The sequence below is a fragment of the Halarchaeum sp. P4 genome, from assembly GCF_051195175.1.
GTDB lineage: Archaea > Halobacteriota > Halobacteria > Halobacteriales > Halobacteriaceae > Halarchaeum.
In genome coordinates this window covers 1217935-1239840 of the sequence record NZ_JBNTKC010000001.1, presented here as the reverse complement: position 1 = coordinate 1239840, position 21906 = coordinate 1217935, and the positions used below count along the sequence as shown (strand labels likewise).

22 protein-coding genes are annotated in these 21906 nt (G+C 68.2%); 10 read left to right on the top strand and 12 right to left on the bottom strand.

Annotated elements, in window-relative coordinates; translation table 11 throughout:
* Positions 1–51: 51 nt before the first annotated feature.
* Complete coding sequence (locus tag ACQUS8_RS06660) at positions 52–405, top strand: cell division protein SepF (protein WP_435098713.1); 354 nt, start codon at positions 52–54, stop codon at positions 403–405.
* A 153-nt stretch (positions 406–558) separates the two neighbouring features.
* Here the strand turns inward: ACQUS8_RS06660 and ACQUS8_RS06655 are convergent, their stop codons facing one another.
* Together ACQUS8_RS06655 and ACQUS8_RS06650 are read right to left on the bottom strand one after the other, a co-directional pair.
* Positions 559–957 (bottom strand): DUF5611 family protein, encoded by a 399-nt coding sequence (locus ACQUS8_RS06655; RefSeq protein ID WP_435098710.1) that lies wholly within the window; start codon positions 955–957, stop codon positions 559–561.
* A gap of 39 nt (positions 958–996) precedes the next feature.
* Positions 997–1986: a DUF7093 family protein gene (locus ACQUS8_RS06650; RefSeq protein WP_435098707.1), complete on the bottom strand. Its 990-nt coding sequence runs from the start codon at positions 1984–1986 to the stop codon at positions 997–999.
* Positions 1987–2067: 81 nt separating this feature from the next.
* Here ACQUS8_RS06650 and ACQUS8_RS06645 point away from each other — a divergent pair, with 81 nt between their 5' ends.
* Positions 2068–2376 carry a DUF6432 family protein gene (locus ACQUS8_RS06645; protein ID WP_435098705.1) on the top strand — a complete coding sequence of 103 codons (309 nt, stop codon included), beginning with the start codon at positions 2068–2070 and terminating at the stop codon, positions 2374–2376.
* Positions 2377–2430: 54 nt separating this feature from the next.
* The gene (locus ACQUS8_RS06640; protein WP_435098702.1) at positions 2431–3537 is read left to right on the top strand and encodes an aminomethyltransferase family protein; all 1107 of its coding nucleotides are present in this window, start codon (positions 2431–2433) and stop codon (positions 3535–3537) included.
* Positions 3538–3564: 27 nt separating this feature from the next.
* On the opposite strand, the gene ACQUS8_RS06635 is transcribed toward ACQUS8_RS06640, so the two are convergent.
* From ACQUS8_RS06635 to uvrA, 3 genes are all read right to left on the bottom strand, one after another.
* The gene (locus ACQUS8_RS06635; RefSeq protein WP_435098699.1) at positions 3565–4662 is read right to left on the bottom strand and encodes a geranylgeranyl reductase family protein; all 1098 of its coding nucleotides are present in this window, start codon (positions 4660–4662) and stop codon (positions 3565–3567) included.
* Positions 4663–4944: 282 nt separating this feature from the next.
* Positions 4945–5607, bottom strand: a complete 663-nt coding sequence (locus ACQUS8_RS06630) for a lactate utilization protein (protein WP_435098696.1) — start codon at positions 5605–5607, stop codon at positions 4945–4947.
* A 168-nt stretch (positions 5608–5775) separates the two neighbouring features.
* Entirely contained in the window at positions 5776–8733 is a 2958-nt protein-coding gene (gene uvrA / locus ACQUS8_RS06625) for an excinuclease ABC subunit UvrA (RefSeq protein WP_435098693.1), read from the bottom strand.
* 229 nt (positions 8734–8962) lie between these two features.
* Between uvrA and ACQUS8_RS06620 the strand changes: the two genes are divergently transcribed.
* Positions 8963–9535, top strand: a complete 573-nt coding sequence (locus ACQUS8_RS06620) for an LURP-one-related/scramblase family protein (RefSeq protein ID WP_435098690.1) — start codon at positions 8963–8965, stop codon at positions 9533–9535.
* Between the two features lie 43 nt (positions 9536–9578).
* On the opposite strand, the gene ACQUS8_RS06615 is transcribed toward ACQUS8_RS06620, so the two are convergent.
* The gene (locus tag ACQUS8_RS06615) at positions 9579–9800 is read right to left on the bottom strand and encodes a hypothetical protein (RefSeq protein ID WP_435098687.1); all 222 of its coding nucleotides are present in this window, start codon (positions 9798–9800) and stop codon (positions 9579–9581) included.
* Between the two features lie 44 nt (positions 9801–9844).
* Positions 9845–10585, bottom strand: a complete 741-nt coding sequence (locus tag ACQUS8_RS06610) for an SDR family NAD(P)-dependent oxidoreductase (protein WP_435098684.1) — start codon at positions 10583–10585, stop codon at positions 9845–9847.
* Between the two features lie 60 nt (positions 10586–10645).
* Between ACQUS8_RS06610 and ACQUS8_RS06605 the strand changes: the two genes are divergently transcribed.
* From ACQUS8_RS06605 to ACQUS8_RS06590, 4 genes are all read left to right on the top strand, one after another.
* Complete coding sequence (locus ACQUS8_RS06605; protein ID WP_435098681.1) at positions 10646–11092, top strand: universal stress protein; 447 nt, start codon at positions 10646–10648, stop codon at positions 11090–11092.
* 159 nt (positions 11093–11251) lie between these two features.
* The gene (locus ACQUS8_RS06600) at positions 11252–12223 is read left to right on the top strand and encodes an ROK family protein (RefSeq protein ID WP_435098679.1); all 972 of its coding nucleotides are present in this window, start codon (positions 11252–11254) and stop codon (positions 12221–12223) included.
* Between the two features lie 492 nt (positions 12224–12715).
* Positions 12716–13927, top strand: a complete 1212-nt coding sequence (locus ACQUS8_RS06595) for an orc1/cdc6 family replication initiation protein (RefSeq protein WP_435098677.1) — start codon at positions 12716–12718, stop codon at positions 13925–13927.
* Between the two features lie 323 nt (positions 13928–14250).
* Positions 14251–14637 (top strand): NifU family protein, encoded by a 387-nt coding sequence (locus tag ACQUS8_RS06590; RefSeq protein WP_435098675.1) that lies wholly within the window; start codon positions 14251–14253, stop codon positions 14635–14637.
* Between the two features lie 408 nt (positions 14638–15045).
* Here the strand turns inward: ACQUS8_RS06590 and ACQUS8_RS06585 are convergent, their stop codons facing one another.
* Entirely contained in the window at positions 15046–16470 is a 1425-nt protein-coding gene (locus ACQUS8_RS06585; RefSeq protein ID WP_435098673.1) for a DUF402 domain-containing protein, read from the bottom strand.
* Positions 16467–16844 carry a DUF7532 family protein gene (locus tag ACQUS8_RS06580; RefSeq protein ID WP_435098671.1) on the bottom strand — a complete coding sequence of 126 codons (378 nt, stop codon included), beginning with the start codon at positions 16842–16844 and terminating at the stop codon, positions 16467–16469. The genes ACQUS8_RS06585 and ACQUS8_RS06580 overlap by 4 nt, the downstream gene beginning before the upstream one ends.
* Before the next feature lie 102 nt (positions 16845–16946).
* Between ACQUS8_RS06580 and ACQUS8_RS06575 the strand changes: the two genes are divergently transcribed.
* On the top strand, positions 16947–17993 hold the full coding sequence (locus ACQUS8_RS06575) for a PrsW family intramembrane metalloprotease (protein WP_435098669.1): 1047 nt from the start codon (positions 16947–16949) through the stop codon (positions 17991–17993).
* Here ACQUS8_RS06575 and ACQUS8_RS06570 read toward each other — a convergent pair.
* The gene (locus ACQUS8_RS06570; protein WP_435098667.1) at positions 17990–18586 is read right to left on the bottom strand and encodes a riboflavin synthase; all 597 of its coding nucleotides are present in this window, start codon (positions 18584–18586) and stop codon (positions 17990–17992) included. The two genes, ACQUS8_RS06575 and ACQUS8_RS06570, sit on opposite strands and share 4 nt — an antisense overlap.
* A gap of 82 nt (positions 18587–18668) precedes the next feature.
* Between ACQUS8_RS06570 and ACQUS8_RS06565 the strand changes: the two genes are divergently transcribed.
* On the top strand, positions 18669–18899 hold the full coding sequence (locus ACQUS8_RS06565; RefSeq protein WP_435098665.1) for a DUF7533 family protein: 231 nt from the start codon (positions 18669–18671) through the stop codon (positions 18897–18899).
* On the opposite strand, the gene ACQUS8_RS06560 is transcribed toward ACQUS8_RS06565, so the two are convergent.
* Positions 18896–20047: a M24 family metallopeptidase gene (locus ACQUS8_RS06560; protein ID WP_435098663.1), complete on the bottom strand. Its 1152-nt coding sequence runs from the start codon at positions 20045–20047 to the stop codon at positions 18896–18898. The genes ACQUS8_RS06565 and ACQUS8_RS06560 overlap by 4 nt on opposite strands.
* On the bottom strand, positions 20048–21898 hold the full coding sequence (locus ACQUS8_RS06555; protein WP_435098660.1) for a UvrD-helicase domain-containing protein: 1851 nt from the start codon (positions 21896–21898) through the stop codon (positions 20048–20050).
* Positions 21899–21906: the final 8 nt, after the last annotated feature.

Here is a 21906-nt window from a genome sequence, read left to right as displayed (position 1 = left end):
CCACGGCCGTGGACGCAAGACCTATGCAGATGCCGCCGGGTCTATTCTCTCATGGGATTCATGCAGAAGATACTCGGTGGTTCCGGTCGCAGCACCGAGGACTACGTCGAACTCGACCTCGGTGACTTCGACACCGGGACGGCCGAGGCGCAGACGAGCATCCACATCGCCGAAATCGACGACCAGGAGGACGTCATCGCCATCAAGGACGCCGTCTACGACGGCGACATCGTCGTCGCGGACATCACCCGCCTGCGCACCGAGGACTCGATGACGGAGCATCTCATCGAGGAACTGCGGCAGGTCGCGCGCGAAGTCGGTGGCGACATCGTCCAGAAGGGCGACGACCAACTCATCGTCGCTCCCTCCGGGGTCGCCATCAGCCGCGAGAAGCTCAACCGCTAAACCCGCCCCGCCTCCTCTCGTCGCTCCCCTGATTCCTCGGGTAGCGACGCGTCCGGACCCGTACACGAGTAGCCAACACGCCGACCGTCATCGACGGGTGACGCTCGCGGCTGCCGTCGCTACGTGCTCGGAAAACGCGAGAAGCGGAGTACGTTACTCGGAGACGCCGTCGGGGGTCTCGGCGTCGTCCTCGACCTGACGCTTGAGGGAGTCCCGTCGGGACTTCGCGTCGCGGCCCGTGGCCTCAAGGAGGAAGTCGTTCTTCGCGGAGACGGCGTCCTCGGCGGCCTCGACGTCACCGTCGGCGATGACTTCGGCGGCGGGACGTTCCTCGAACTCGACGGCGAGCTTGTCCTTCTTGCCGGAGTAGGACACGGCACCCGCGACGATACGTTCGAAAACCGGGTTTTCGGGGTCTTCGACGACGTAGAGGTCGCTGCCCTTGTACTCCTCGGTGCCGGTGATTTCGCCGAAGTACTCCTCGATGGTCGCCTCCATGTCGGGGACTCGCTCTTCGAGGTACTCCCCGCGGCGCATCTTGTACTCCTTCATGGCGCACAGAAGTGCACGTATCCGTATAATCCCTTCGTGTCACGCGCTCTCGGGGGCTTCCGCGAGATACCCCCGGTGGCAGTCGGGACAGATGTCGCCCGCGCGCAGCGACGACCCACTGACGGCGGTGCGCTCGCCGCACTCGGGGCAGACGAGTTCGTCGCCGTCGGTGTTCGCGGACTCAGAGCCCCGGTCGGTCTCGATGGGGCCGGCGCTCGCGATGCCGCCGCGCGGGTCGACCTCCTCCTCGTCCCCGCTAGACTCGACGGTGCGCTCGGACTCCTCGTCGGGCGCGAGGCCGCCGCCGAAGGAGACGTCCGTTCCACCCGACGTGGCGGGTTCGGCGGCGAATCCCTCGTCCTCGCCGTCCTGTTCGGGCCACGCCGTCGAGGCGCTGCCGTCGTCCTCGGCCGACACCGTCTCGTCGATGAAGACGGCGTCGTCCTCGGCGTCTTCCTCGTCGCCCGTGCTCGTCTCCTCGTCGTCGGTCGGGCCGGTGTCGCCCTCGATGACAGTGGCATCCTCCTCGACGTCCTTGACGGCGGGCGTCTCCTCGTCGGGGCGCTCGCCCTCGCGCGTGTCCTCGCTGGACGGCCACTCGCCGCGTTCGCGCTCCGGCGTGACTTCCTCGCCGTCGTCGGTGAGGATGACGGCGTCGTCCTCCGCCGGCGACGCGTTCTCGTCGATGTCGATGCCGTCCTCGTCAATCTCGGCCTCGGCGGCGGCCGCCGACTCGATGGCACTCTCGGACTCGTTCTCGACGCGCTCGACGGCGCTCGCGAGGCCGGAGTCGTCCGTCCCGGACTCGTCGGCCGCCTCGGTGTCGTCCGACTCGTCCGCGAGCGATTCGGGGGGGTGCCGGACGGAGCGGACCTCGGTGTTCTCGCTCACGACCCGCTCCGCCCCGCAGCGCTCGCAGTACTCGACGGTCCGGACGGTCTCGACCACCTCGTCGCCGCGCTCCTCACGTTCGCGTTCCGTTTCGGGCTCGCCGTACTCGTGCCCGAGCAGGGAACACTTGAGACCCATTGGAAACGTCGTACCCCGTCCACCGGGAAAAGGATACCGCTCGGGGACACCGCTATACGGCAGGGGGGCGTACGCCCGCGTATGCAGGCGAAGAGCGAGTTCCGGTCCCGCGAAGACACCCAGGTCGCGGTGCTCGACGCGCTGGTCGACCGCCGCGAGGAGGGGATGACCGTCTTCGAACTCCGCTCCCGCGTCGACACCGACATCGACGGCCTCGAGGAGGCCCTCGCCGAGTTGAAGCGCGACGGCCTCATCACCGCCGAAGCGCAGGACGACCGGACGCTCATCCGGCCCGCCGACCGGGTCGTCCCCTCCGAGGAGGAGGCCACGGCCGAAGCGGAGGATGCCCAATCCTTCTTCGCGTGGCTCCGCGAGCGCGTCGGCCTCTGAGGGCGTCGTGCCGGGAGCGGACGGTTTAACCGCGTTCCACCCCACTCCCCGAGTATGACCGTCGTCAGGGACACGCACGAGGCCTACGGCGCCGTCTTCGAGGAGCGCGGCGAACGCGCGCTCCCCCGACACTTCGGCCGGCCGGCACGCACGCATCGGGCCGTCCGGAACGCCGTCGGCGTCACCGAACACGCCTACGGCGTGCTCGTCATCACCGGGGAGGACCGCCGCGAGTTCGTCGACAACGCCGTCACGAATACCGTCCCCGACGAGGACGGACGGGGGACCTACGCACTCCTCCTCGACCCACAGGCCGGCATCCGCACGGACATGTACGTCTACGAGGCCGGCGACAGACTCCTCTGCTTCCTCCCGCCCGAAACGGTACAGGAGGTTGCCGAGGAGTGGCGCGAGAACGTCTTCATCGAGGACGTCGAGATCGCGGAGGCCACCGACGACTTCGCCGTCTTCGGCGTCCACGGCCCGAAAGCCACCGAGAAGGTCGCGTCCGTCCTCCACCAGTCGGGCGCGCCGGACGCCCCGCTCTCCTTCGTCCGCGGGGAAATCTACGACCACGGCGTCACCGTCATCCGCAACGACTCCACCGCCGGCGAGGAGGGGTTCGAGATCGTCGTCGGCGCTGACGGCGCGAGCGACGTCCTCGACACTCTCATCACGCGCGGCCTGAACGCCGCGCCCTTCGGCACGCAGGTCTGGGAGGCGCTCACACTCGAGGCCGGCACGCCCGTCTTCCCGCACGACATGCAGGGGCAGGTACCGAACGTCCTCGGCCTCCGCTCGGCGCTCGACTTCGAGAAGGGCTGCTACGTCGGCCAGGAAGTCGTCTCGAAGGTCGAGAACCGCGGCCAGCCCTCCAAGTGCCTCGTCGGCCTCGAGTTCGAGGGCGACAGCGAGGCCGTCCCGGCGGTCGGCGACGGCCTCGACGTCCGCGTCGATGAGCGCACCGTCGGCGAGGTCACTCGGGCCGCGTGGGGCGAGAGCGTCGAGGCCCCCGTCGCGTTCGCGCTCGTGAACTTCGACCTCGAGGCCGACGCCGTGACCGTTCCCACCGAGGACGGCGCGCGCGAGGCCGACGTCGTCGAACTACCGTTCGTCGTCGGGAGCGACCGCTCCGCGCGCGTCCCACGGTACGACGACTAATGAGCGGCGAGACGGAGAAAACCGCGTTCAGCGGCTGAACAGCGCCTTCACTTGCTCCGCCGAGAAGAGCGTGCTCGGCCGGTCCATGTGGACGCCGATTTCGCCCTCGAAGAGCCACATCCCGGCTTTCTGCAGGGGCCACGGCGCGTCGTACCCCTTCCGGATGAGTTTGCCGAGCGAGATGTCCCGGCCGAGTTCGTCGCGCCACGCCTCCTCGAAGTCGGGGAGCGTCGTCGGGTCCTGCGGGTGGACGGTCTCGGCGGCGATGTCGGCGGCGGTCATCCCGTAGAGGATGCCCCCGCCGGTGAACGGCTTCGTCATCCCGGCGGCGTCGCCGAGGAGGAAGCCCCGCTGGGCCGTCACCGTGTCGGGCGGGCCGACCGGAATCAGGCCCGAGCAGCGGTGCTCGATGTCGTCCGCGACGCCGTACTCCGCGACGAACTCGTCGAAGCGCGCGGCGACGTCACCCGACTCGTCCGGCGTGGCGGCGAGGCCGTACTCGACGCCCGCCTCGCCGCGCGGGATGCGCCACGCGAAGAAGCCCGGGACGGTGAGGTGGACGTCGACGAAGTCATCATCGTCCGGTTCGGGGTCGAACGCGAGCACGCCGTGGAGGAACTCCTCCGGGTCGGGGAGGCCGAGCTCGGCGCGAACGCGCGAGCGCGGGCCGTCACAGCCGGCGACCATCCGCGCCTCGACCGTCTCGTCGCCGTCCGCGCTCCGGACGTCGAGCTCGACGTAGCCCGGCTGTTCGCGGACCGCGGTCACCGTGTGGCCGTCGTGGACCTCCGCACCGGCGTCCTCGGCGGCGCGCGCGAGCGCCTTGTCCAACTCGACGCGGTCCACGGCGTTCGACACCGGGCGGTCCGTGTAGTAGAACTCGTGGGCGCGACTGTCGGGGCCGCCCGTGTGGAAGCGCGCACCGTAGATGTCGTTCTGGTGGAGGTGCTCGCGTTCGCTCTCGGGGACGTACTCCCAGACGTCGAGCGAGACGTGGCCCGAACACGCGAGGGGTTTCCCGACCTCGCCGCGTTCGAACGCGACGACGTCGTAGCCGCGTTCGGCCGCCCGACGGGCGAAGCGCGCACCCGGTGGGCCGACGCCGACGACTGCGAAGTCGTACATACCCCGCAGTACCCCGCAGGTCCGTATAGGCTTCCCGGTCACTCCTCAATCGCGACCCAGCCGTCGCGTGCCCACCCCGGACCGTTCGGCGTCGTACTCTTGGCGGCGTGTCACTTTTGGGGCTCGAAGTCACATCCCGACGTGATGTCGGCGACACAGTACGAGCAGTGTGCCGTCTGTGGGTGGACCGGTGAACGAACCGACCTCGAGGCCGACGGTGGGACGCGACGCTGTCCGGTCTGTGGCGAGAGCGTCGCCTGACGCGAAAAAGGAACTGGTGCGTTAGTAGCCGAGCGTCTCCTCGACGAGGACGACCGTCGTGCGGCCCTCGGTGCCTTCCTGCCGATAGACGAGCTCCTTGGAGGGGTAGCTCTCGACGCCGTAGGCGTCCTGGGCGCGCTGGTTCTCGAACTCGTAGGCGTACTCCTGGAGGCGCTCGCGGGCGGCGTCCTCGTCGGCGACGACCTTGTTCACGCCGGCGACGGTGACGACGTGCTGCGCGGCGAACGGGTAGGCGCCGATGCGGCTCCCGGAGAGGTCGGCGGCGACGAGCGTGCCGTCCTCGCGGCCGATTGCGTTGACGCTGCCGAGGAAGTAGTCGGCGGTCTGAGCCTCGCGGCGGGCCTTCGCGCGCGCCTCGTCGTCGTCGATGCTGAAGACCTCACCGTAGAGGTTCTCCCAGTCGTGGTCGCCCTCGTTCAGGTACTCCATGAAGCCGATTTCCTCGAGGGTCGTCGAGTGACCGTTCATGACCGAGGCGCCCTCGGGAATCGTCTCCTGGACGAACGCGAGGGCTTCCTCGGCGTCCGCGACGACTTCGACTTCGAAGCCGCTCGCTTCGAGGCTCTCGACGGCCTCCTCGAGTTCGGCCTCGCTCGGGTGGGCGTCCCACTTCTCCTCGTTCACGTCGACGTTCTCGATGTAGTCGGACTTCTGCTGGCTCACGACAGTATAGTCGTGCGTCCGTCAAAAGAGCCTACGGGCCGCGGCGGGGCGTGCCCGTGCGAGTAACCCCAGTGTCACCCGATGTCGGCCGCGTCAGTCGCCGACGTCGGTCGCTCATGCTCCGGTACGGCGACGGTGTCGAGCCACGTTCGCGCGGTCAGTCCTTCCTCAGTCGTCCTGCGCGGGCGCGGGGGCCTCGGGTTTCTCGCGGTCGCTGCGCGGCCCCTCGAGGTCGACTTTCGGGAGTTTGTCCCGGAGATACCGGCCCGTGTAGCTTTCCTCGACTTCGGCAAGCTCCTCGGGAGTGCCGGTGGCGACGATTTCGCCGCCGGCCTCGCCGCCCTCAGGACCGAGGTCGATGACGTGGTCGGCGTTCTTCACGAGGTCGAGCTCGTGCTCGATGACGACGACGGAGTTCCCGCGGTCGGTGAGCCGCTGGAGGACGTCGACGAGCTTGCGCTCGTCCTCGCTGTGGAGGCCGGTGGTCGGCTCGTCGAGCAGGTAGAGCGTGTCGCCGGTCGCCTTCTTCCCGAGTTCCTCCGCGAGCTTCACGCGCTGGGCCTCACCGCCCGAGAGCGTCGTCGAGGGCTGGCCGAGACGCATGTAGTCGAGGCCGACGTCGCTCAGGAGCTGGAGGCGGCGGGCGAGGCGGCTGTCCGCCTCGAAGAACTCGAGGGCCTCCTCGACGCTCATCTCGAGGACGTCCGCGATGGTCTTTCCCTTGTAGGTGACGTCGAGCGTCTCGTCGTTGTAGCGCGCGCCGCCACACTCCTCGCAGGGGACGTGGACGTCGCTGAGGAAGTTCATCTCGATCTTGACGGTGCCCTGTCCGCCACACTCCTCACAGCGCCCGCCCTTCACGTTGAACGAGAAGCGGCCCTTGTCGTAGCCGCGCTGCTGGGCGAGTTTCGTCTGCGCGAACTTCTCACGGACGTAGTCGAAGACGCCGGTGTACGTCGCGGGGTTCGAGCGCGGCGTGCGACCGATGGGTGACTGGTCGATGAGGCGCACCGTCTCGATGTGCTCGGTGCCCTCGATGCCGTCGTGCTCGCCCGGCTCGACGCTCGTGTTGTCGTTCATCGCGCGCGCGAGCCCCTCGTAGAGGACGTCGTGCATCAGCGTGGACTTCCCGCTCCCGGAGACGCCCGTAATCGCGGTGAACGCGCCGACGGGGATGTCGACGTCGAGGTCCTTCAGGTTGTGCTGGCGCGCGCCCCGCACCGTCAGCGAGTCCGCCCAGTCGCGGCGCTCCTCGGGGACGGGAATCTGCTTCCGGCCGGCGAGGTAGTCCGCGGTGATGGACTCGTCGGACTCGAGGATCTCCTCGTAGGGCCCTTGGGCGACGACTTCGCCGCCGTGGCGACCCGGGCCGGGTCCCATGTCGACGATTTCGTCCGCGCGCCGCATCGTCTCCTCGTCGTGCTCGACGACGAGCAGGGTGTTTCCGAGGTCGCGCAGTTCCTCCAAGGTGTTCAGCAGGCGGTCGTTGTCCCGCTGGTGGAGGCCGATACTCGGCTCGTCGAGGACGTAGAGGACGCCGACGAGCCCGCTCCCGATCTGGGTGGCGAGGCGGATGCGCTGGGACTCTCCGCCGGAGAGCGTCGAGGCCTCGCGATCGAGCGTCAGGTAGTCGAGGCCGACCTCGGTCATGAAGCCGAGGCGCGCGCGGATCTCCTTCAGGATCTCCTCGGCGATTTTCTGCTCGCGCTCGGAGAAACTCCCCTCGACGTCCTCGAAGTGCTCGAGAGCGTCCGCGATGCTCATCCGGTTCACCTCGGTGATGGAGGTGCCATCAACGAGCACGGCGCGCGACTCGGGCTTGAGGCGCGTCCCCTCGCAGGCCGGGCACGTCGTGACGCTCATGAAGTCCTCGATGTGCTCGCGCACGCGGTCGGAGTCCGTCTCGACGTAGCGACGTTCGAGGTTCGGGACGACGCCCTCGAACTGCTCGGTCTTGCGCCGGACGCCGTTCTTCGTCTGCTTCTCGAAGACGACTTCCTCGTCGGTCCCCCAAATGAAGGCTTGCTGGGTCGCCTCGTCGAGTTCCTCGAACGGCGTGTCGACGCTGACGCCGAAGTGCTCGGCGACGTTGTCGAGCATGTTCCGGTAGTAGGAGCGGTTGTAGCTCCACGGCTCGAAGACGTGCTTGATGGGCTTGGACTCGTCCTGAACGACGAGGTCCTCGGAGACCTCCTTCGTCTCGCCGATGCCCTCACACTCCGGACACGCGCCGTGCGGGCTGTTGAAGGAGAACGAGCGCGTCTCGATTTCGCTGATGTCGATGCCGCAGTGCGTACACGCGAGCTCCTCGCTGAACTCGACGACGAGGCGGTCGTCCTCCTCGCCGGCGAGGTCGCCGGTCGCGCGCGCGGTCGCGCCGCCGAGTTCGACGCCCTCGTCGGGGTCCGGGACGATGACCTTCAGAACACCGTCCGCCTCCTCGAGGGCCGTCTCGACGGAGTCGGTGATGCGCGAGCGCGCGTCCTCTGTGACCTTCACGCGGTCGACGACCACGTCGACCGTGTGGTCGAAGTTCTCGTCGAGGTCCGGGGTGTCGGTCGCGAGGTCGTACTGCTCGCCGTCGACCTCGACGCGGGCGTAACCCTCGGAGAGGAGGTCCTCGAAGAGGTCGTCGAACGCGCCCTTCTGGTCGCGTACGACCGGCGCGGCGAGTTTCGCCTTCGTCCCTTCGGGGAGTTCCATGATGCGCCGCACCATCTGCTGGGCGGACTGCTCGCCGACCTCGCGCCCACACTCCGGGCAGTGCGGCGTGCCGACGCGCGCGTAGAGCAGGCGCAGGTAGTCGTGGAGCTCCGTGACCGTCCCGACAGTCGAGCGGGGGTTGTTCGCCGCGTTCTTCTGGTCAATGCTGATGGCGGGCGAGAGCCCCTCCACGGACTCGACCTGTGGCTTGTCCATCTGCCCGAGGAAGTTCCGGGCGTACGCCGACAGCGACTCGATGTAGCGCCGCTGGCCTTCCGCGTAGATGGTCTCGAACGCGAGCGACGACTTCCCCGACCCGGAGAGGCCGGTGACGACCGTGAACTCCTCGCGCGGAATCTCCACGTCGAGGTCCTTCAGGTTGTGTTCTTCCGCCCCCCGGACGGTGATGTAGTCCTCGCTCATCGCGTCGTCCCCATCGTCTCCGCCGCGCGGTCTGCGAGTCGACTCGGTGTCATTCGTTGCGGAAACCCTAGCGCCGGACGCACTTAACCGAATCACTCCCCCGCACGCGCGCCCGTTTCGCGGGTCGACACTCCGGTCTGTGGGTATGGGTCACATACTGGGTGCCGAGGTCGCCAACGGCGTCGATCCGCCCCCGTTCTTTTTCCGCGTCGCCGGCGCACTCGTCGGTATGGCCGACTACGACATCTCCACCGTCGAGCTGGACGGCGACCGCTACGAAGTCGTCCAGTCGCTCGTCCGCAACAAGTACGCGGTCCGCGACGCCGCCGGGAACGTCGTCCTCCGCGGGAAACAGAAGATGCTCAAGCTGAAGGAGGAGTTCCCGTTCGTCGACGCCGACGGCAACGACGCCTTCACCGTGAAGGCCGGCGGCATCATGGACATCGCGGGCAACTACGCCATCGTCGACGCCGCGACGGGCGAGGACGTCGTCGTCCTCGACGAGGACTACTCGCTGTTCGCGGAGAACTGGACGGTCCGGGACCCGGACACCGGCGCGGCGCTCGCCACGATCCGCTCGCAGAACAAACTCCTCGAAGTTCTCCGGCACTTCGTCGGCGCCGCCGGCCTCATCCCCCACAAGTACGAAATTAAGGACGCCGATGGCGACCACGTCGGACGAATCTCCGGGCAGTTCTCCCTCAAGGACAAGTACACGGTCACCATCGACGACGCGAGCGACGTGCCGAAGGAAGCCGTCGTCGCCGCCGCATGCGTGCTCGACGCGCTCGAGGGGAGCTAGACCTCGAACGCGAGCGAACCTGAGTTGGCCTCCTCTGGCGGGGCTACCCGCTCACGAGGCCGAACAGGACGAGGAACACTCCGAGACCGCCGACGCCGCTCGCGGCGAGCAGGGCGTACTGCTCCTGTTTCGCCCGTGCGCGCTCGGGGTCGCGCTCCCACTCGGCGGCCGAGACCCAGTTCCGCGAGCGCGACATCGGGTCACTGACCGTGTAGGCCGCCACACCGATCAGTATCACGCCGACAGCGATTGCGAGCGGTCGCATACGGACGACACGGAGTTGAGCGGCAAGTGCTTTTTCGGTGGGTCTCAGACGTCCTCGGGGAGCCACCCGCCGTCGACTTCGACGTTCTCCCCGGAGACGTAGTCGGAGTCGGCGTCGCAGAAGAACCGGACGACCTGGACGAGGTCGCCGATGTCCGCCCAGCGGCCGCGCGGGGCTTCCTCGGGGAACTCGTCCGAGGTCTCGACGACGTAGGGTGAGACGGCGTTGACCGTGATGCCATCAGACTGCGTGTCGGCGGCGAGCATGCGCGTGAACATCAGGACGCCGGTCTTCGCGGCGAAGTACGGGAAATTCTTCGGGGCGACGAGACCCTTCTCCGACGACGAGTAACCGACGTTGACGATGCGGCCCCACTCCTGCTCGCGCATTCCGGGGAGCGCGCGGCGCGCGCAGAGCATCGTCCCGACGAGGTTCGTCTCGTAGACCCGCCGCCAGTCCGCGACGTCCTGCTCGGCCCAGTGGGAGGGCGCGAAGTCCCCGACGTTATTCACGAGAACGTCTACCTCGCCGAGCTCGTCCTCGACGGCGTCGAAGGCGGTGTCGACGCTCGCCTCGTCCGTCACGTCGGCCTGCACGGTCATCGTGTCTGGAGCGCCACGCTCCTCGGCCTCCTCCGCGGTGGCGTGCGCGGCGGCCTCGCTCCCGTGGTAGTGGACGGCGACGTTCGCGCCGTCCGCGGCGAGTGCGAGTGCGATGCCACGCCCGACGCCCTTCGCGCTCCCGGTGACGAGTGCCGTTCTGCCTGATAGGTCTGCTCGGAGCACGCGCGTACAGTCCCGCGTCGCGGCTATATATTTAAGGGGACGCCGCAGAATGATGGAGACATGGCCATCGAGAAAATCCTGCTCGCCGTCGGTCCGGGCGACGCCGAGCGGACTGAGGAACTCGCATCGACGCTCGTTGACCTCGCGGCACCGCTTGACGCGGACGTCGTGCTCGCACACGTCTTCACCGACGACGAGTACGACTCCACGCTCAACAACCTCAACGTCAGCGGTGACGACGTCACCTCCGACGAGGTGGCGCGCCGCCACGCGACCATCCGCACGATTTCGCGCGAACTCGACGACGTGGGCGTCGATTTCACCGTCCGCGGTGCCATCGGCCCCCACGGCGAACAGATTGTCGGCCTCGCGGAGGACGAGGACGCCGACCTCGTCATCGTCGGCGGCCGCAAGCGCTCGCCCACCGGGAAGGCGGTCTTCGGGTCCACGGCGCAGGAGGTCATGCTCTCCGCGCCCTGTCCCGTGACGTTCGTCCGCGGCGAGTAACGCGGCGTCGCGGGGAACGAGCCGCGCGCTCGCGACGAGTACGCGACTCACCCTCGCACTTTTTCCGCCGTCCCGACGGGGAGAGCCGTGTACGCGACCATCTCGAACCGAGCCAGAAATCTGTGCAGTTAAGTCGCCGGGGTGGCCAGTACGGGGTAGATGCCGTACTACGTGGGCGTCGACCTCGGGGCGACGAACCTTCGGGCCGCGGTGGCGGACGAAGAGGGCGTCGTACTCAGCACGGACCGCCGCGCGACACCGAAGGGGCCATCCGGTATCGCCGTCACGGAGGCGGTCCTCGCGGCCATCCGGACGGCTTGCGCGGACGTCGGTGTCGACCCGGAGGACGTCACGGCGGCCGGGATTGGGAGTATCGGCCCGCTCGACCTCGCAGACGGGGCAATCGACAACCCGGCGAACCTGCCGGAGGGAATCGGGCGTATCCCGCTCGTCGGCCCCGTCCGCGAACTCGTTCAGTCGGAGCGCGTCTACCTCCACAATGACACCGTCGCCGGCGTCATCGGCGAGCGCTTCCACAGCGACCGCAACCCCGACGACATGGTCTACCTCACCATCTCGTCGGGCATCGGCGCCGGCGTCACCGTCGACGGGAACGTCCTCTCCGGGTGGGACGGCAACGCCGGCGAGGTCGGCCACATGGTCGTCGACCCCGACGGCGGGCGCACCTGCGGCTGTGGCCGCGAGGGACACTGGGAGGCGTACTGCTCGGGGAACAACATCCCGCGCTACGCCCGCCAGCTCGCCGAGGAGTACGGCGCGGACACCGCGATGCCGGTGGATGACGAGGAATTCTCCGCGAAGGACGTCTTCGACTACGCGGGCGAGGACGACTTCGCGAACTACGTTATCGACCGGCTCGCCGACTGGAACAGCCTCGGCATCACGAACATCGCCCAGTCGTACGCGCCGCTCGTCATCTACGTCGGCGGCGCAGTCGCGCTCAACAACCCCAACCTCGTCCTCGACCCGGTCCGCGACCGTCTCGACGAAACCGTGTTCAACAACGTCCCGGACATCCGCCTCACGAACCTCGGCGACGACGTCGTCCTGAAGGGTGCCGTCGCGTCCGCGCTGACGGGCGGGACCGGCGACCGGACCAATATCCACTGACTCGCGGGTCCCGGCGGCGGGGGCGCCGACACACCTCACGTCGTCTGTTCTCGCGTCTGTCGTCGGCTCTCGTCCGTGGCGTTGAGGAGACACACCTCGCGTCGTCTGTTCTACGGGACGCGACGCGGGCGCCCGATGCTCTCCTCTGAGCCGGGACCCACCCACACCAGATGTCGCGAGTTCTCGTGCGATCCGGGCCGGCGCTCGGCGTGTCGCGGCGACGCGATGGGTGACACACCTCGCGTCGTCTGTTCTCACGTCTCCGACGGCGCCCCCACACACCCACACCGGATGTCGTAAGTTCTCGCGCGACGCGACCGACCTCGCTTCGAGGAGGAGAGACTGACGACGCTGCCGGCCGGTGGCCGCCGCACTCGATGGCCCCTTCGGCGTCGCCAGTCTCATCCCCGCCACGAGAACTTGCGACATCCGGTGTGTCTAACGATACAGACTATCGGTGGTGTTATATACGGAAGCGGGAGACGACTAGGTATGTCCGAGAGTCCGTTCGAGGAATTCGAGTCCGTCTTCCGGAATCGGGACGTCCTGAAGGAGGACTACGAACCCGACGAAATCCTCGAACGCGACGACGAGATTCAGGCCTACGCGAGCGCGCTCAACCCCGCTCGCCACGGTGCCCACCCCGACAACGTCTTCATCTACGGGAAGACCGGTGTCGGGAAGACGGCAGTCACGAAATACCTCCTCGAAGTCCTCGAAACGGAGGTTGACGAGGACCCAACCGTCGACTCGGAGATTACGACGCTTCTCGTTAACTGCCAATACTCTTCGACGTCCTATCAGGCGCTCATCGCGCTTTTGAACGCGATTCGCGGCCCACACGACCAGGTTTCGGCGACCGGGCACGCGCCACAGGACCTCTACAACATGCTGTGGCGCGAGCTCGATGACATCGGTGGGACGATACTCATCGCGCTCGACGAAATCGACTCCATCGGGAGTGACGACGGCCTCCTCTACCAACTCCCGCGCGCCCGAGCGAACGGCCACCTCGAGAATGCCCGCCTCGGCATCATTGGCATCTCGAACGACTACCAGTTCCGCCAGAACCTCTCGCCGAAGGTGAAGGACACGCTCTGCGAGCGCGAGATAAATTTCAGTCAGTACGACGCCGAGCAACTCTACGCGATTCTCGAACAGCGCGCGACGAAGGCCCTCCGACCCGACACCTACGACGCCGCCGCACTCCGGAAGACGGCGGCCATCGCCGCACGGGACCGCGGGAGCGCGCGCCAAGCGCTCGAACTCCTGATGGTCGCCGGCGACCTCGCGGAGGAACGCGACGGCGTGCTCACCGAGTCACTCGTCGATGAGGCCGAGGACGAACTCGAACGTGGCCGCATCGAGGACCGGATTCGCGACCAGACGGTTCACGCCCAGTACAGCCTCCTCGCGCTCGTCCACTTGACCGAGCGGACCGAATCGGCCTCCCGGACGAAGGACGTCTACCAGCAGTACGAGCGCGTCGTCACCTACAATGGCTCCGACCCGCTCTCACTCGACCGGTTCCGCGACCAACTCGATGAACTCGCGATGCTCGGCTTCGCCTCAAAGACGCAGGCGAACGAGGGCCGACAGGGCGGCCGGTACAACGAGTATCGAGCCACCGTCGCCGCCGACCCCGTCGTCGACATCCTCGCGTCCGACGCCGACATCGAACTGCCCTCGAACACCTACTTCTGACGCGCCTGCCTCGCTCGCTGCGACACTGCGTCCGACGAGCGGCAGAACAGACGACATTCGGTGTGGGTGTGCCGTCGCCGACGCTCCTCACACTCGGAGCGACCGGCGACTCGCCTCCGTGGTCGAACCAGAACTTACGACATCCGGTGTGTGAGTGCGCGTCCGCACTCCGTCCTCCCGCGGGGAACTCACGACATCCGGTGTGTGAGCCCCGGCGGACGCCCGCGCCGTCCGGGAACTCGCGACATCCGGTGTGGGGGTGGGCCCCTCCGATCGCCGCCGACACCAGAACCCTTTCACGCGTGCGGATGCATCCCGTACCTATGAGCGAGGCCAGCGAGGCGGACGGCGAGGGCGAGGACTTCCACGGGCGCGTCGAGCGGTGGCTCACCGCCCAGATGCCCATCATCCAGATGCACGGCGGCGACTCCGCCGTCCGGAAGGCCGACCCCGACGCGGGCGAAGTCGTCATCGAACTCGGCGGCGCGTGCGCGGGCTGCGGCATCAGCCCCCGGACCGCTCACCGCATCAAGACCGACCTCGCCGCCGACTTCGACGCCGTCACCGATGTCACTGTCCGTTTCTCCGACGACTCCGAGAGCGACTGGACCACCGGCCAGGCCGAGAGCTACATGGGCGTTGACCGGAACGAGGGCGGGCGCGGCGGCCGCGGCGAAGGCAGTCCGAACTCCGACGGGATGCACTTCTAACGGACCTTTTGCAGCGGGCGGCTTCGCCGCCCTTGCAAAAGCTCCGCCACTGTAGGAAGCGAGCTTCCTACTGTTCAGTCAGAAAGCGACGCTTTCTGACGACGGTTTTTGTCGTCAGAGTCTTCAGCCCTTCCTCGGCCCAAGCGCTCGGTGAACCGGCGGCCGTCACGCGAGGTCGGCCGAGCGTGACTCGGCGGGGACCTCGTTCTCGCGCGATTCCGGTGTCTTCGACCCGTTCGGTCGCCGGACGTTCTCTCCGTGGTCTGTTCTCCTCACTCCGTACCTTCACGTCCGAGGACGCGACCAGCCTCGGCCATCTCCTAGAACACTGTCGCGGCGCGGCCGAGACGAAACCGGCGGCGGGCCGCCCGCGAGACACACCTCCCGTCGTCTGTTCGCTATTCCCCCTCAGTCGCGCAGCCCCTTCGCGAGACGCTGGGCGACGCCGAGCGCGCGGTCCGCGAGGTCACGGGGGACGTCACCGGCCTCGACGCTCTCCTCGAGTTCGTCCTCGTCGACGATTTCGACCTCCCCGGAGGGGTATTTCACGACGTCGACGTGGAGGTCGACGTAGCGAATCGCGTCCGGGAAGAGCTCCACGGGCGTCGAGACGTTCACGTAGGTCCCCTTGCTCGTGCCGTCCTCGGACTTGTAGCCGGTGGCGTACCACTCGCGCCCCTCCTTGAGGCGCGTGACGGCGATGTCGCCGGCCTCGCGCGTCGTCCCGAGTGCGTCGTATGTTCCGCCGGCGTGCATCTCGCGTTCGAGCGTGAGCGTCCCCTCCGCGGGGTCGCAGGCGGTGACGTTGCCCGACCCGAGCGTGACGAGCCGTCCGCTCGGCTTCCCGTGCTCGATGGTGAGGGTGTCGCCCTCTCTGGGGCCGAACGTCGAAGACACCGCCTCGAACGGGAACGACTCGGCGCTGACGCCGACCGCCTCCGCGAAGTCGACGGCGGTGCTCGCGGCGCGCGTCGCGGCCTTCGTCCGGTGGTGGCCCGGCATCGTCGCCGTGACGCCCGCGCGATGGTCGTCGAGCGCGAAGCGCGACTCCCGGCCGAACCAGACCCACGCCGTCTCCAGCGGTCGGTAGAGTTCGCGCGGCTCGCCGACGTCGCCCGCCTCGGCGAGTGCGTCTTCCAGCGCGTCGACGCGCCCGACGGCGGCTTCCAGCGCCTCGCGCAGGGCCTCAAGCGACGCGTCCTCGGCGGCGTGCCCCCAGCGCACCGCCCAGTCGTCCGGCACGTCGACGTTCAGGAGTTCGGTCGTCTGGACTAGTTCGTGCTCGGGCGTGCCGTCGGGCGTCGCCGCGACGAGCGTGCCGCCCTCCTCGAGGTCGGCGATGCTCCCGACGCCGGGGGTGCGGAGCGTCGTCGCAACCGTGGCGCGGCCGTCCCGCCACGGCGGCGCCGGCGTCCGGACCTGCACGCGCAGGTCGTCACCCGGGTCGACGTAGCCGTCCGCCGCGTCGAACGGCAGGTAGGCTTCGCGACCCTCGCCGAGGTCGAGTATCGCGCCGCCACCGGTCGTCTCGGTGACGTGCCCGTCGAATATCGCACCTGCGGGAACGGGGTCGGTCCAGCTGAGGGCGTCCCGGCCGACGCCGACACACCGCTCGCGGACCGCCTCGACGCTCTCCATGTCGCCCGAGACGCCGACGCCCTCTCGGTCGCCCGTCGTCTCGACGGCGACGTCAGCTGACGCGACGTCGAAGTCGGCGTCGAATCGCTCACGGATGGGCCCGGAGGCCTGCACGACGTCGAAGCCGGCGTCGAGGCAGACTGCGGTGAGCGCGGTCGTGTAGATGCCACGAACGCGGACGCGTGGCGCGGTCATTCGAGAGCGTCCCGCGTCGTCGCGAACCGCACCCGGTCGTGGACTTCCTGCCCGAGTTCGAGTTCGACCGTCTCGTCGTCGAGGACGCGCGCTCCCTCGACGTAGACGCCCCACGAGTCGAAGCGGAGGAAGCCCCGGACGTCCTGACTGTGCGTGAAGAGGTCGCAGTAGTCGACGTCGTGCTCGGGGTAGTCGGCGGTGGAGTGCGTCTGGTCCATGTCGGAGTAGACCGTCTCGTGCTCGTCGAAGAACGCGACCACCTGGTCGGCCGTCGCGCGCGCCTCCTGTGTGACCTCTCGTTCCACCTCGCGGAGCGTCTCCGCGGAGAGACCGGCTTCCCGGAGCGCCTTCCGCGTCCGCTGGTCGAAGAGCATACCGCGAGCTACGACCCGTCGGGTGAAAAAACGTCGCTATCCCCGGTCCTAGCCCCCGCACCCGCCCGAAGACCTTAGCAGTCCGACTCTGTACGGCCTCCTATGCCACAGAAGCGTGACCCGATACAGCGGGTGGCAGACGGCGAGGACCTCTACGACGTCACGTCGTGGGACGACCGGACGTCGCTTGACCACTTCGCCGTCCGGCTGCACGCGTGGTTGACTCGGGGGAGTCGCTGGGCGGTTGTCGGTCTCGCGATACTCATCCTCCTCGCACAGTTCCTCATCGTCGGCGCGGCGACGATACAGAACCCGATTCTTGGCGTCTACGTGCTGTTCTCGGTGGTGCCGGCGGCGGCGCTCGTCGTCTACGTCTGGCGGATGGACGTGACGATGCGCGAACCACTGCCGATGCTCGTCATCACGTTCGTGCTCGGCTTCCTCTTTGCCGGCTTCGCCGCCGTGCTCAACACTGTCCTCAAGGGCGTCGTCACCGCGATCCCGCTCGTCGGGATGGTGCTCTTCTTCTGGGTCGTCGTCGGCCCCGTCGAGGAGACGGTGAAGTGGCTCGCCGTCCGCCTCTACGCCTTCCGCTCGGAGAAGTTCGACGCCGTCGTCGATGGCGCAGTCTACGGTGCGGCCGCCGGCCTCGGCTTCGCGACCATCGAGAACACCATCTACATCACCGGCCAGTTCCTGAGCGCCGCGAACAGCGCGACGATGCAGGCCGGACTCGCCCAGGCCTTCCAGACGGCGACCCTCCGGACGTTCGCCGGCCCGGGGCACGTCATCTACTCGGCGTTCGCCGGCTACTACCTCGGGCTCGCGAAGTTCAACCCCGACAACCGCGGCCCTATCGTCGTGAAGGGCCTCGTCATCGCGGCGGGCATCCACGCGTTCTACAACACCGCAGTGACGTACATGGACCCGGTCCTCCGCATGGTCGCCCCCGGTATCGCGGCGAACTGGGGGACGCTCGTCTTCATCGGGTTCGTCTTCGTCTACGACGGCTTCTTCCTCTACGTCCTCTACCGCAAGCTCTCGCGCTACCGCCAGAAGTACGAGGAACTCGGCGCGGAGAAGGCCTACGAGGACCCCTTCGAGGACCTGACGCCCGCCGTCGAGTACGTCGGCGACGACCGGCCCTAATCCTGATAGGTGTCGAGTCGTTCGACGTACTTCGCGACGACGTCGACTTCGACGTTCACCTCGTCGCCGGGTTCGCGCGCTCCGAGCGTCGTCTCCGCGTGCGTCGTCGGGATGAGCGCGACGTCGAACGTCCCGGCGTCGTCGTCCACGCTCGCGACGGTCAGGCTCACGCCGTCGAGCGCGACCGAGCCTTTCTCCGCGACGTAGCGCTCGTGGCCCTCGGGGAGCGTGAACGTGTAGCGGTAGTCCTCGCCGACCTGCTCGACGGCGACGACCTCGGTGATGGTGTCGACGTGGCCCTGTACGATGTGGCCGTCGAGGCGGCCGTCCGCGGGGAGCGCGCGTTCGAGGTTCACTCGGTCGTCCTCCTCGCGGCCGGCGAGGCTCGTGCGCGCGACGGTCTCCTCGGCGAGGAAGACCGAGAACCATCCTGTCCCGTGTTCTTCTACGGTGAGACAGACGCCGTCGACGGCGACGCTCTGCCCGTGCGAGAACGCGGCGATGTCGTCGGTCTCGATGCGGAGCCGTCGGCCGTCGTCGCCCTCATCGACCGCGGTGACGCGACCGGTGGCTTCGACGATACCCGTGAACATAATCCCGAATCCGGGACGCGTAACGAAAGTGTTGTCGTTCTCGGCGCAACATCTACGCCCGTCGACGCGCTAGGGGACGTCGATGGGCATCCTCTCGCAACTCTCCTTCGTCGTCACGCTCGCGTTTTGCGCGCCCCTCATCCTCCTCGGCGCACAGTTCGCGCTCGCCGGCGACGCCCTCGCCCTCCTCTTTCTTGGGTTAGCTGCGCTCGTCCTCGGCGTCGAACGCTTCGTCACGACGCCCGACGACGTCGCCGTGGGCGCCGCCGAACGGCTCATCGGCACCGTCGCAAAAGACCCCGAAGACGACTAGTCGGTCGTCGGCGTGATGCTCGTCGGGTAGTCCGCGAGCACCTCGTAGCCGTCCGCCGTCACGAGCACGGTGTCCGCGACGCGGATGCCGCCCCGCTTCGGGTCAAGTACCTCGGGCGCGAGCGCGATGACGTGTCCGGCCGCGAGCTCGTCGTTCGTCGCGAGCGACGGCGCTTCGCGCGTGTCGAGGCCGATACCGTACCCCGCGGTTCCCGAGAACCCGTTGGGCGCGTCGGGGCCGACGTCGAAGCCGTACGCCATCACTTCCGCCGCCGTCTCCGTGTGGACGACGTTCGCCGCGGTACCCGCCGCCACCTCGTCGAGGCCGGCCTCGCGGGCGCGCGTCACCGCGAGGTGCGCGCGGCGATCCCACCCGCCCTCGCTCTCGACGACGAACGTCCGCGCGAGACGGCCGTGATACCCTTCGGGCCCGCGCGGCGCGACGTCGACGAGCACCGTCTCGCCCGTCTGCACGCGTTTGTCGTCCGCGAGCCGTGGCGTCGCGGCATCCGTCCCCGTCGCGACGAGCGTGTTCTCCGCACCAGAAACACCCGCTTCCGCGAGCGCGGCGTCGACTTGCCGGACGAGCCACCCGGTCGTCACCGCATCGTTCTCGTGAACGAGGCCGTCCGCGCCTACGTCGCTCTCGGCGAGCAGCCGTTCGGCGCGCGCGACGCCGGCCGTCGCTGCTTCCTGTACCGCTCGGACGCGTGCGACTTCGTCCTCGTCCTTCACCGCGCGTGCCCGCTCCAGCGCGTCCGTCGACGCCACCGAGATGCCGGCGCGCTCGAGGTAGACGGCCGTCGCGTGCGGCACCGTCGGCGTGACGAGCACCGTTTCCCCGTCTCCAGCCACATCGCGTTCGCCGAGGAGCTCGGCGGCGCGCTCGCCCGGCGCGCCCGCGTCGAACTCGCTCGCCGGTCGGACTCTGCCGTCGAACGCCGCTTCGGCGATGTCCTCGTCGCCGGCCGCCGGGCAGAGCAGTCGCTCGCCGGCCGCGGTCTGGACGTACGCGCTCCGCTCGTCGAGTCGTGAGAGACCGGAGAGATAGCGGAAGTCCGGGTCGCGACGGCCGCCGACGTGGACGAACGCCGTCGCGTCACGCTCGGCGAGGGCACGCTCGATTGCCGTGGTGCCCCGCGCCGACATTTAATTGATGGAGATGGGCGCGTCGGCGTCAGCCAGCGCGTCCTCCAGCGTCTCGCCGGTGGGTTTGCCGTAGAGCAGGACGTCGAGCGGGAGTGTCGGCGCACCCGTCACGAGGTTCTGCATGAGGACGAGGCGCTCGCGCGCACGGGACATCCCGACGTAGAAGACGCGGCGCTCGTTGTCCGTGAGGAGCGGCACCGGGTCGGTCTGTCGCGTGAACTCCTCGACGCCCTCGGGGAGGTTGTCCTGGTCGACGGTGGCCGCCATCTGCTCGACGACCTTCTCCGTGAGGTCGGTGGCGAGGAAGACGTGGTCGGCCTCGCGACCCTTCGCGGAGTGGATGGTCCCGACGCGAACGCGGTCGGAGTCCATCCCCTGATAGTCGCCGCGGAAGTACGCGTCGATGGAGCGGCGCTGGTAGCGCGTGACCTTCCGGAGCATGTCGGCGGCCGCTGCGGGCGCGGGGACGAAGGGCACCCAGTCGCGGATGAACTCCGCGCTGAACTCGAGCTCCTCGAGGTCGGCGTCCTCGTCGCCCTCGCCCTCGGCGGCGCGGCGGGCGTCGATCTCGTCGCGGAAGTCGCTCCGGTCGCTCGTGCCGAACGCCGAGTCCTGCAGCATGTCCATCAGCCGGCGGGCCTGAATGCCGTTGACGGGTTCGCCGGCGTCGATGGCCTCGACGGCCTCGACGTACTGCTGGAGGCGGTCCGTCCAGAGACGCTGGTCGGTCAGCGCCTTGAACGGGATGCCCTCGGTGATGAACTCGTCGACGAAGTCGAAGAGCTGGTAGCGCGCGCGGAAGAGGATCATCACCGTCTCGTCGGTGGTCTCGATCGTCCGGCGGACGTTCCGCACGAGGTCGAGCATCGACGGCGAGTCGACGGCTTCGACCGTCCCGCCCTCCTTGCGCGGGTTCAGGTCCTTCTCCTGGCGGTGCGTGATGTGACTGACCTCCTGTTGGACGACCTTCAGCACCTCCGAGGGGAGGCGGTAGGAGTTCGGGAGGACGACGTTCTCCGTGACGTGGGTCTCGAGGAGGAGGTCGGGGTCGGCGCCCTGCCACGCGTAGACGACCTGGTCGTCGTCACCCGCGATGAGGACGGACTCCATGTGGGGTCGCCACTCCTGGTAGACCTGATACTGGAGGTTGGTGATGTCCTGGAACTCGTCGATGACGAGGTAGTCGACGTTCGGAACGAGCGAGCGCTGCTGGACGCGCTCGAGCATGTCTGCGAAGCCGACGAGGTCGTTCTCGCCCTTGTAGGTGCGCCACGCGCGAATCGACTCGGGGATGTCGTAGCGGTCGTCGCTCGACGGCCACGTCGGCGTGTACTTGTTGCCGACCTGGGCGTTCTCGTCGATTTCGGGCGGGAGGCGGACCTCCTCCTCGTCCCAGCGGAACGGCACGTCGTACCATTCGGAGACGTCGCGTCCCGTTCGCTGGAGCCACTGGCTGGTCGCGATGACCTTGTTGCCGAGCGTCGTCGAGCGCGCGGTGCGCCGCGACCCGGAGGCGTACTCGTCCTCGTAGGGGAGGCCGTAGTCCTCGCAGAAGGCTTCCTTGTCGTCCTCGCCGACGACGTCGCCCCGCGAGAGGTTCAGCAGTTCGTACGCCTTCGCGTGCATCGTACTGACGTTCCCACGCAGCGAGCGCGGGTTGACGTCGAGTCGCTCGGCGAGGCGCTCGCGCACCTCGGCGGCGGCCGCCCGGGTGTAGGAGACGACGAGTACGTCGCGAATCTCGACGTCGTCGTCTTCCAGTATCTCCTCGACGCGGTCGAGGAGCGCCGTCGTCTTCCCGCTCCCGGGACCGCCGAACAGGCGCGTGACCTGTGGCTCCGACTCACTCATTACACAAC

Bases quoted from the DNA above. Each gene is read 5' to 3' on its own strand.
- ACQUS8_RS06660 (WP_435098713.1), top strand. From the start codon at position 52: ATGGGATTCATGCAGAAGATACTCGGTGGTTCCGGTCGCAGCACCGAG.
- ACQUS8_RS06655 (WP_435098710.1), bottom strand. From the start codon at position 957: ATGAAGGAGTACAAGATGCGCCGCGGGGAGTACCTCGAAGAGCGAGTC.
- ACQUS8_RS06650 (WP_435098707.1), bottom strand. From the start codon at position 1,986: ATGGGTCTCAAGTGTTCCCTGCTCGGGCACGAGTACGGCGAGCCCGAA.
- ACQUS8_RS06645 (WP_435098705.1), top strand. From the start codon at position 2,068: ATGCAGGCGAAGAGCGAGTTCCGGTCCCGCGAAGACACCCAGGTCGCG.
- ACQUS8_RS06640 (WP_435098702.1), top strand. From the start codon at position 2,431: ATGACCGTCGTCAGGGACACGCACGAGGCCTACGGCGCCGTCTTCGAG.
- ACQUS8_RS06635 (WP_435098699.1), bottom strand. From the start codon at position 4,662: ATGTACGACTTCGCAGTCGTCGGCGTCGGCCCACCGGGTGCGCGCTTC.
- uvrA (WP_435098693.1), bottom strand. From the start codon at position 8,733: ATGAGCGAGGACTACATCACCGTCCGGGGGGCGGAAGAACACAACCTG.
- ACQUS8_RS06620 (WP_435098690.1), top strand. From the start codon at position 8,963: ATGGCCGACTACGACATCTCCACCGTCGAGCTGGACGGCGACCGCTAC.
- ACQUS8_RS06615 (WP_435098687.1), bottom strand. From the start codon at position 9,800: ATGCGACCGCTCGCAATCGCTGTCGGCGTGATACTGATCGGTGTGGCG.
- ACQUS8_RS06605 (WP_435098681.1), top strand. From the start codon at position 10,646: ATGGCCATCGAGAAAATCCTGCTCGCCGTCGGTCCGGGCGACGCCGAG.
- ACQUS8_RS06600 (WP_435098679.1), top strand. From the start codon at position 11,252: ATGCCGTACTACGTGGGCGTCGACCTCGGGGCGACGAACCTTCGGGCC.
- ACQUS8_RS06595 (WP_435098677.1), top strand. From the start codon at position 12,716: ATGTCCGAGAGTCCGTTCGAGGAATTCGAGTCCGTCTTCCGGAATCGG.
- ACQUS8_RS06590 (WP_435098675.1), top strand. From the start codon at position 14,251: ATGAGCGAGGCCAGCGAGGCGGACGGCGAGGGCGAGGACTTCCACGGG.
- ACQUS8_RS06585 (WP_435098673.1), bottom strand. From the start codon at position 16,470: ATGACCGCGCCACGCGTCCGCGTTCGTGGCATCTACACGACCGCGCTC.
- ACQUS8_RS06580 (WP_435098671.1), bottom strand. From the start codon at position 16,844: ATGCTCTTCGACCAGCGGACGCGGAAGGCGCTCCGGGAAGCCGGTCTC.
- ACQUS8_RS06575 (WP_435098669.1), top strand. From the start codon at position 16,947: ATGCCACAGAAGCGTGACCCGATACAGCGGGTGGCAGACGGCGAGGAC.
- ACQUS8_RS06570 (WP_435098667.1), bottom strand. From the start codon at position 18,586: ATGTTCACGGGTATCGTCGAAGCCACCGGTCGCGTCACCGCGGTCGAT.
- ACQUS8_RS06565 (WP_435098665.1), top strand. From the start codon at position 18,669: ATGGGCATCCTCTCGCAACTCTCCTTCGTCGTCACGCTCGCGTTTTGC.
- ACQUS8_RS06560 (WP_435098663.1), bottom strand. From the start codon at position 20,047: ATGTCGGCGCGGGGCACCACGGCAATCGAGCGTGCCCTCGCCGAGCGT.
- ACQUS8_RS06555 (WP_435098660.1), bottom strand. From the start codon at position 21,898: ATGAGTGAGTCGGAGCCACAGGTCACGCGCCTGTTCGGCGGTCCCGGG.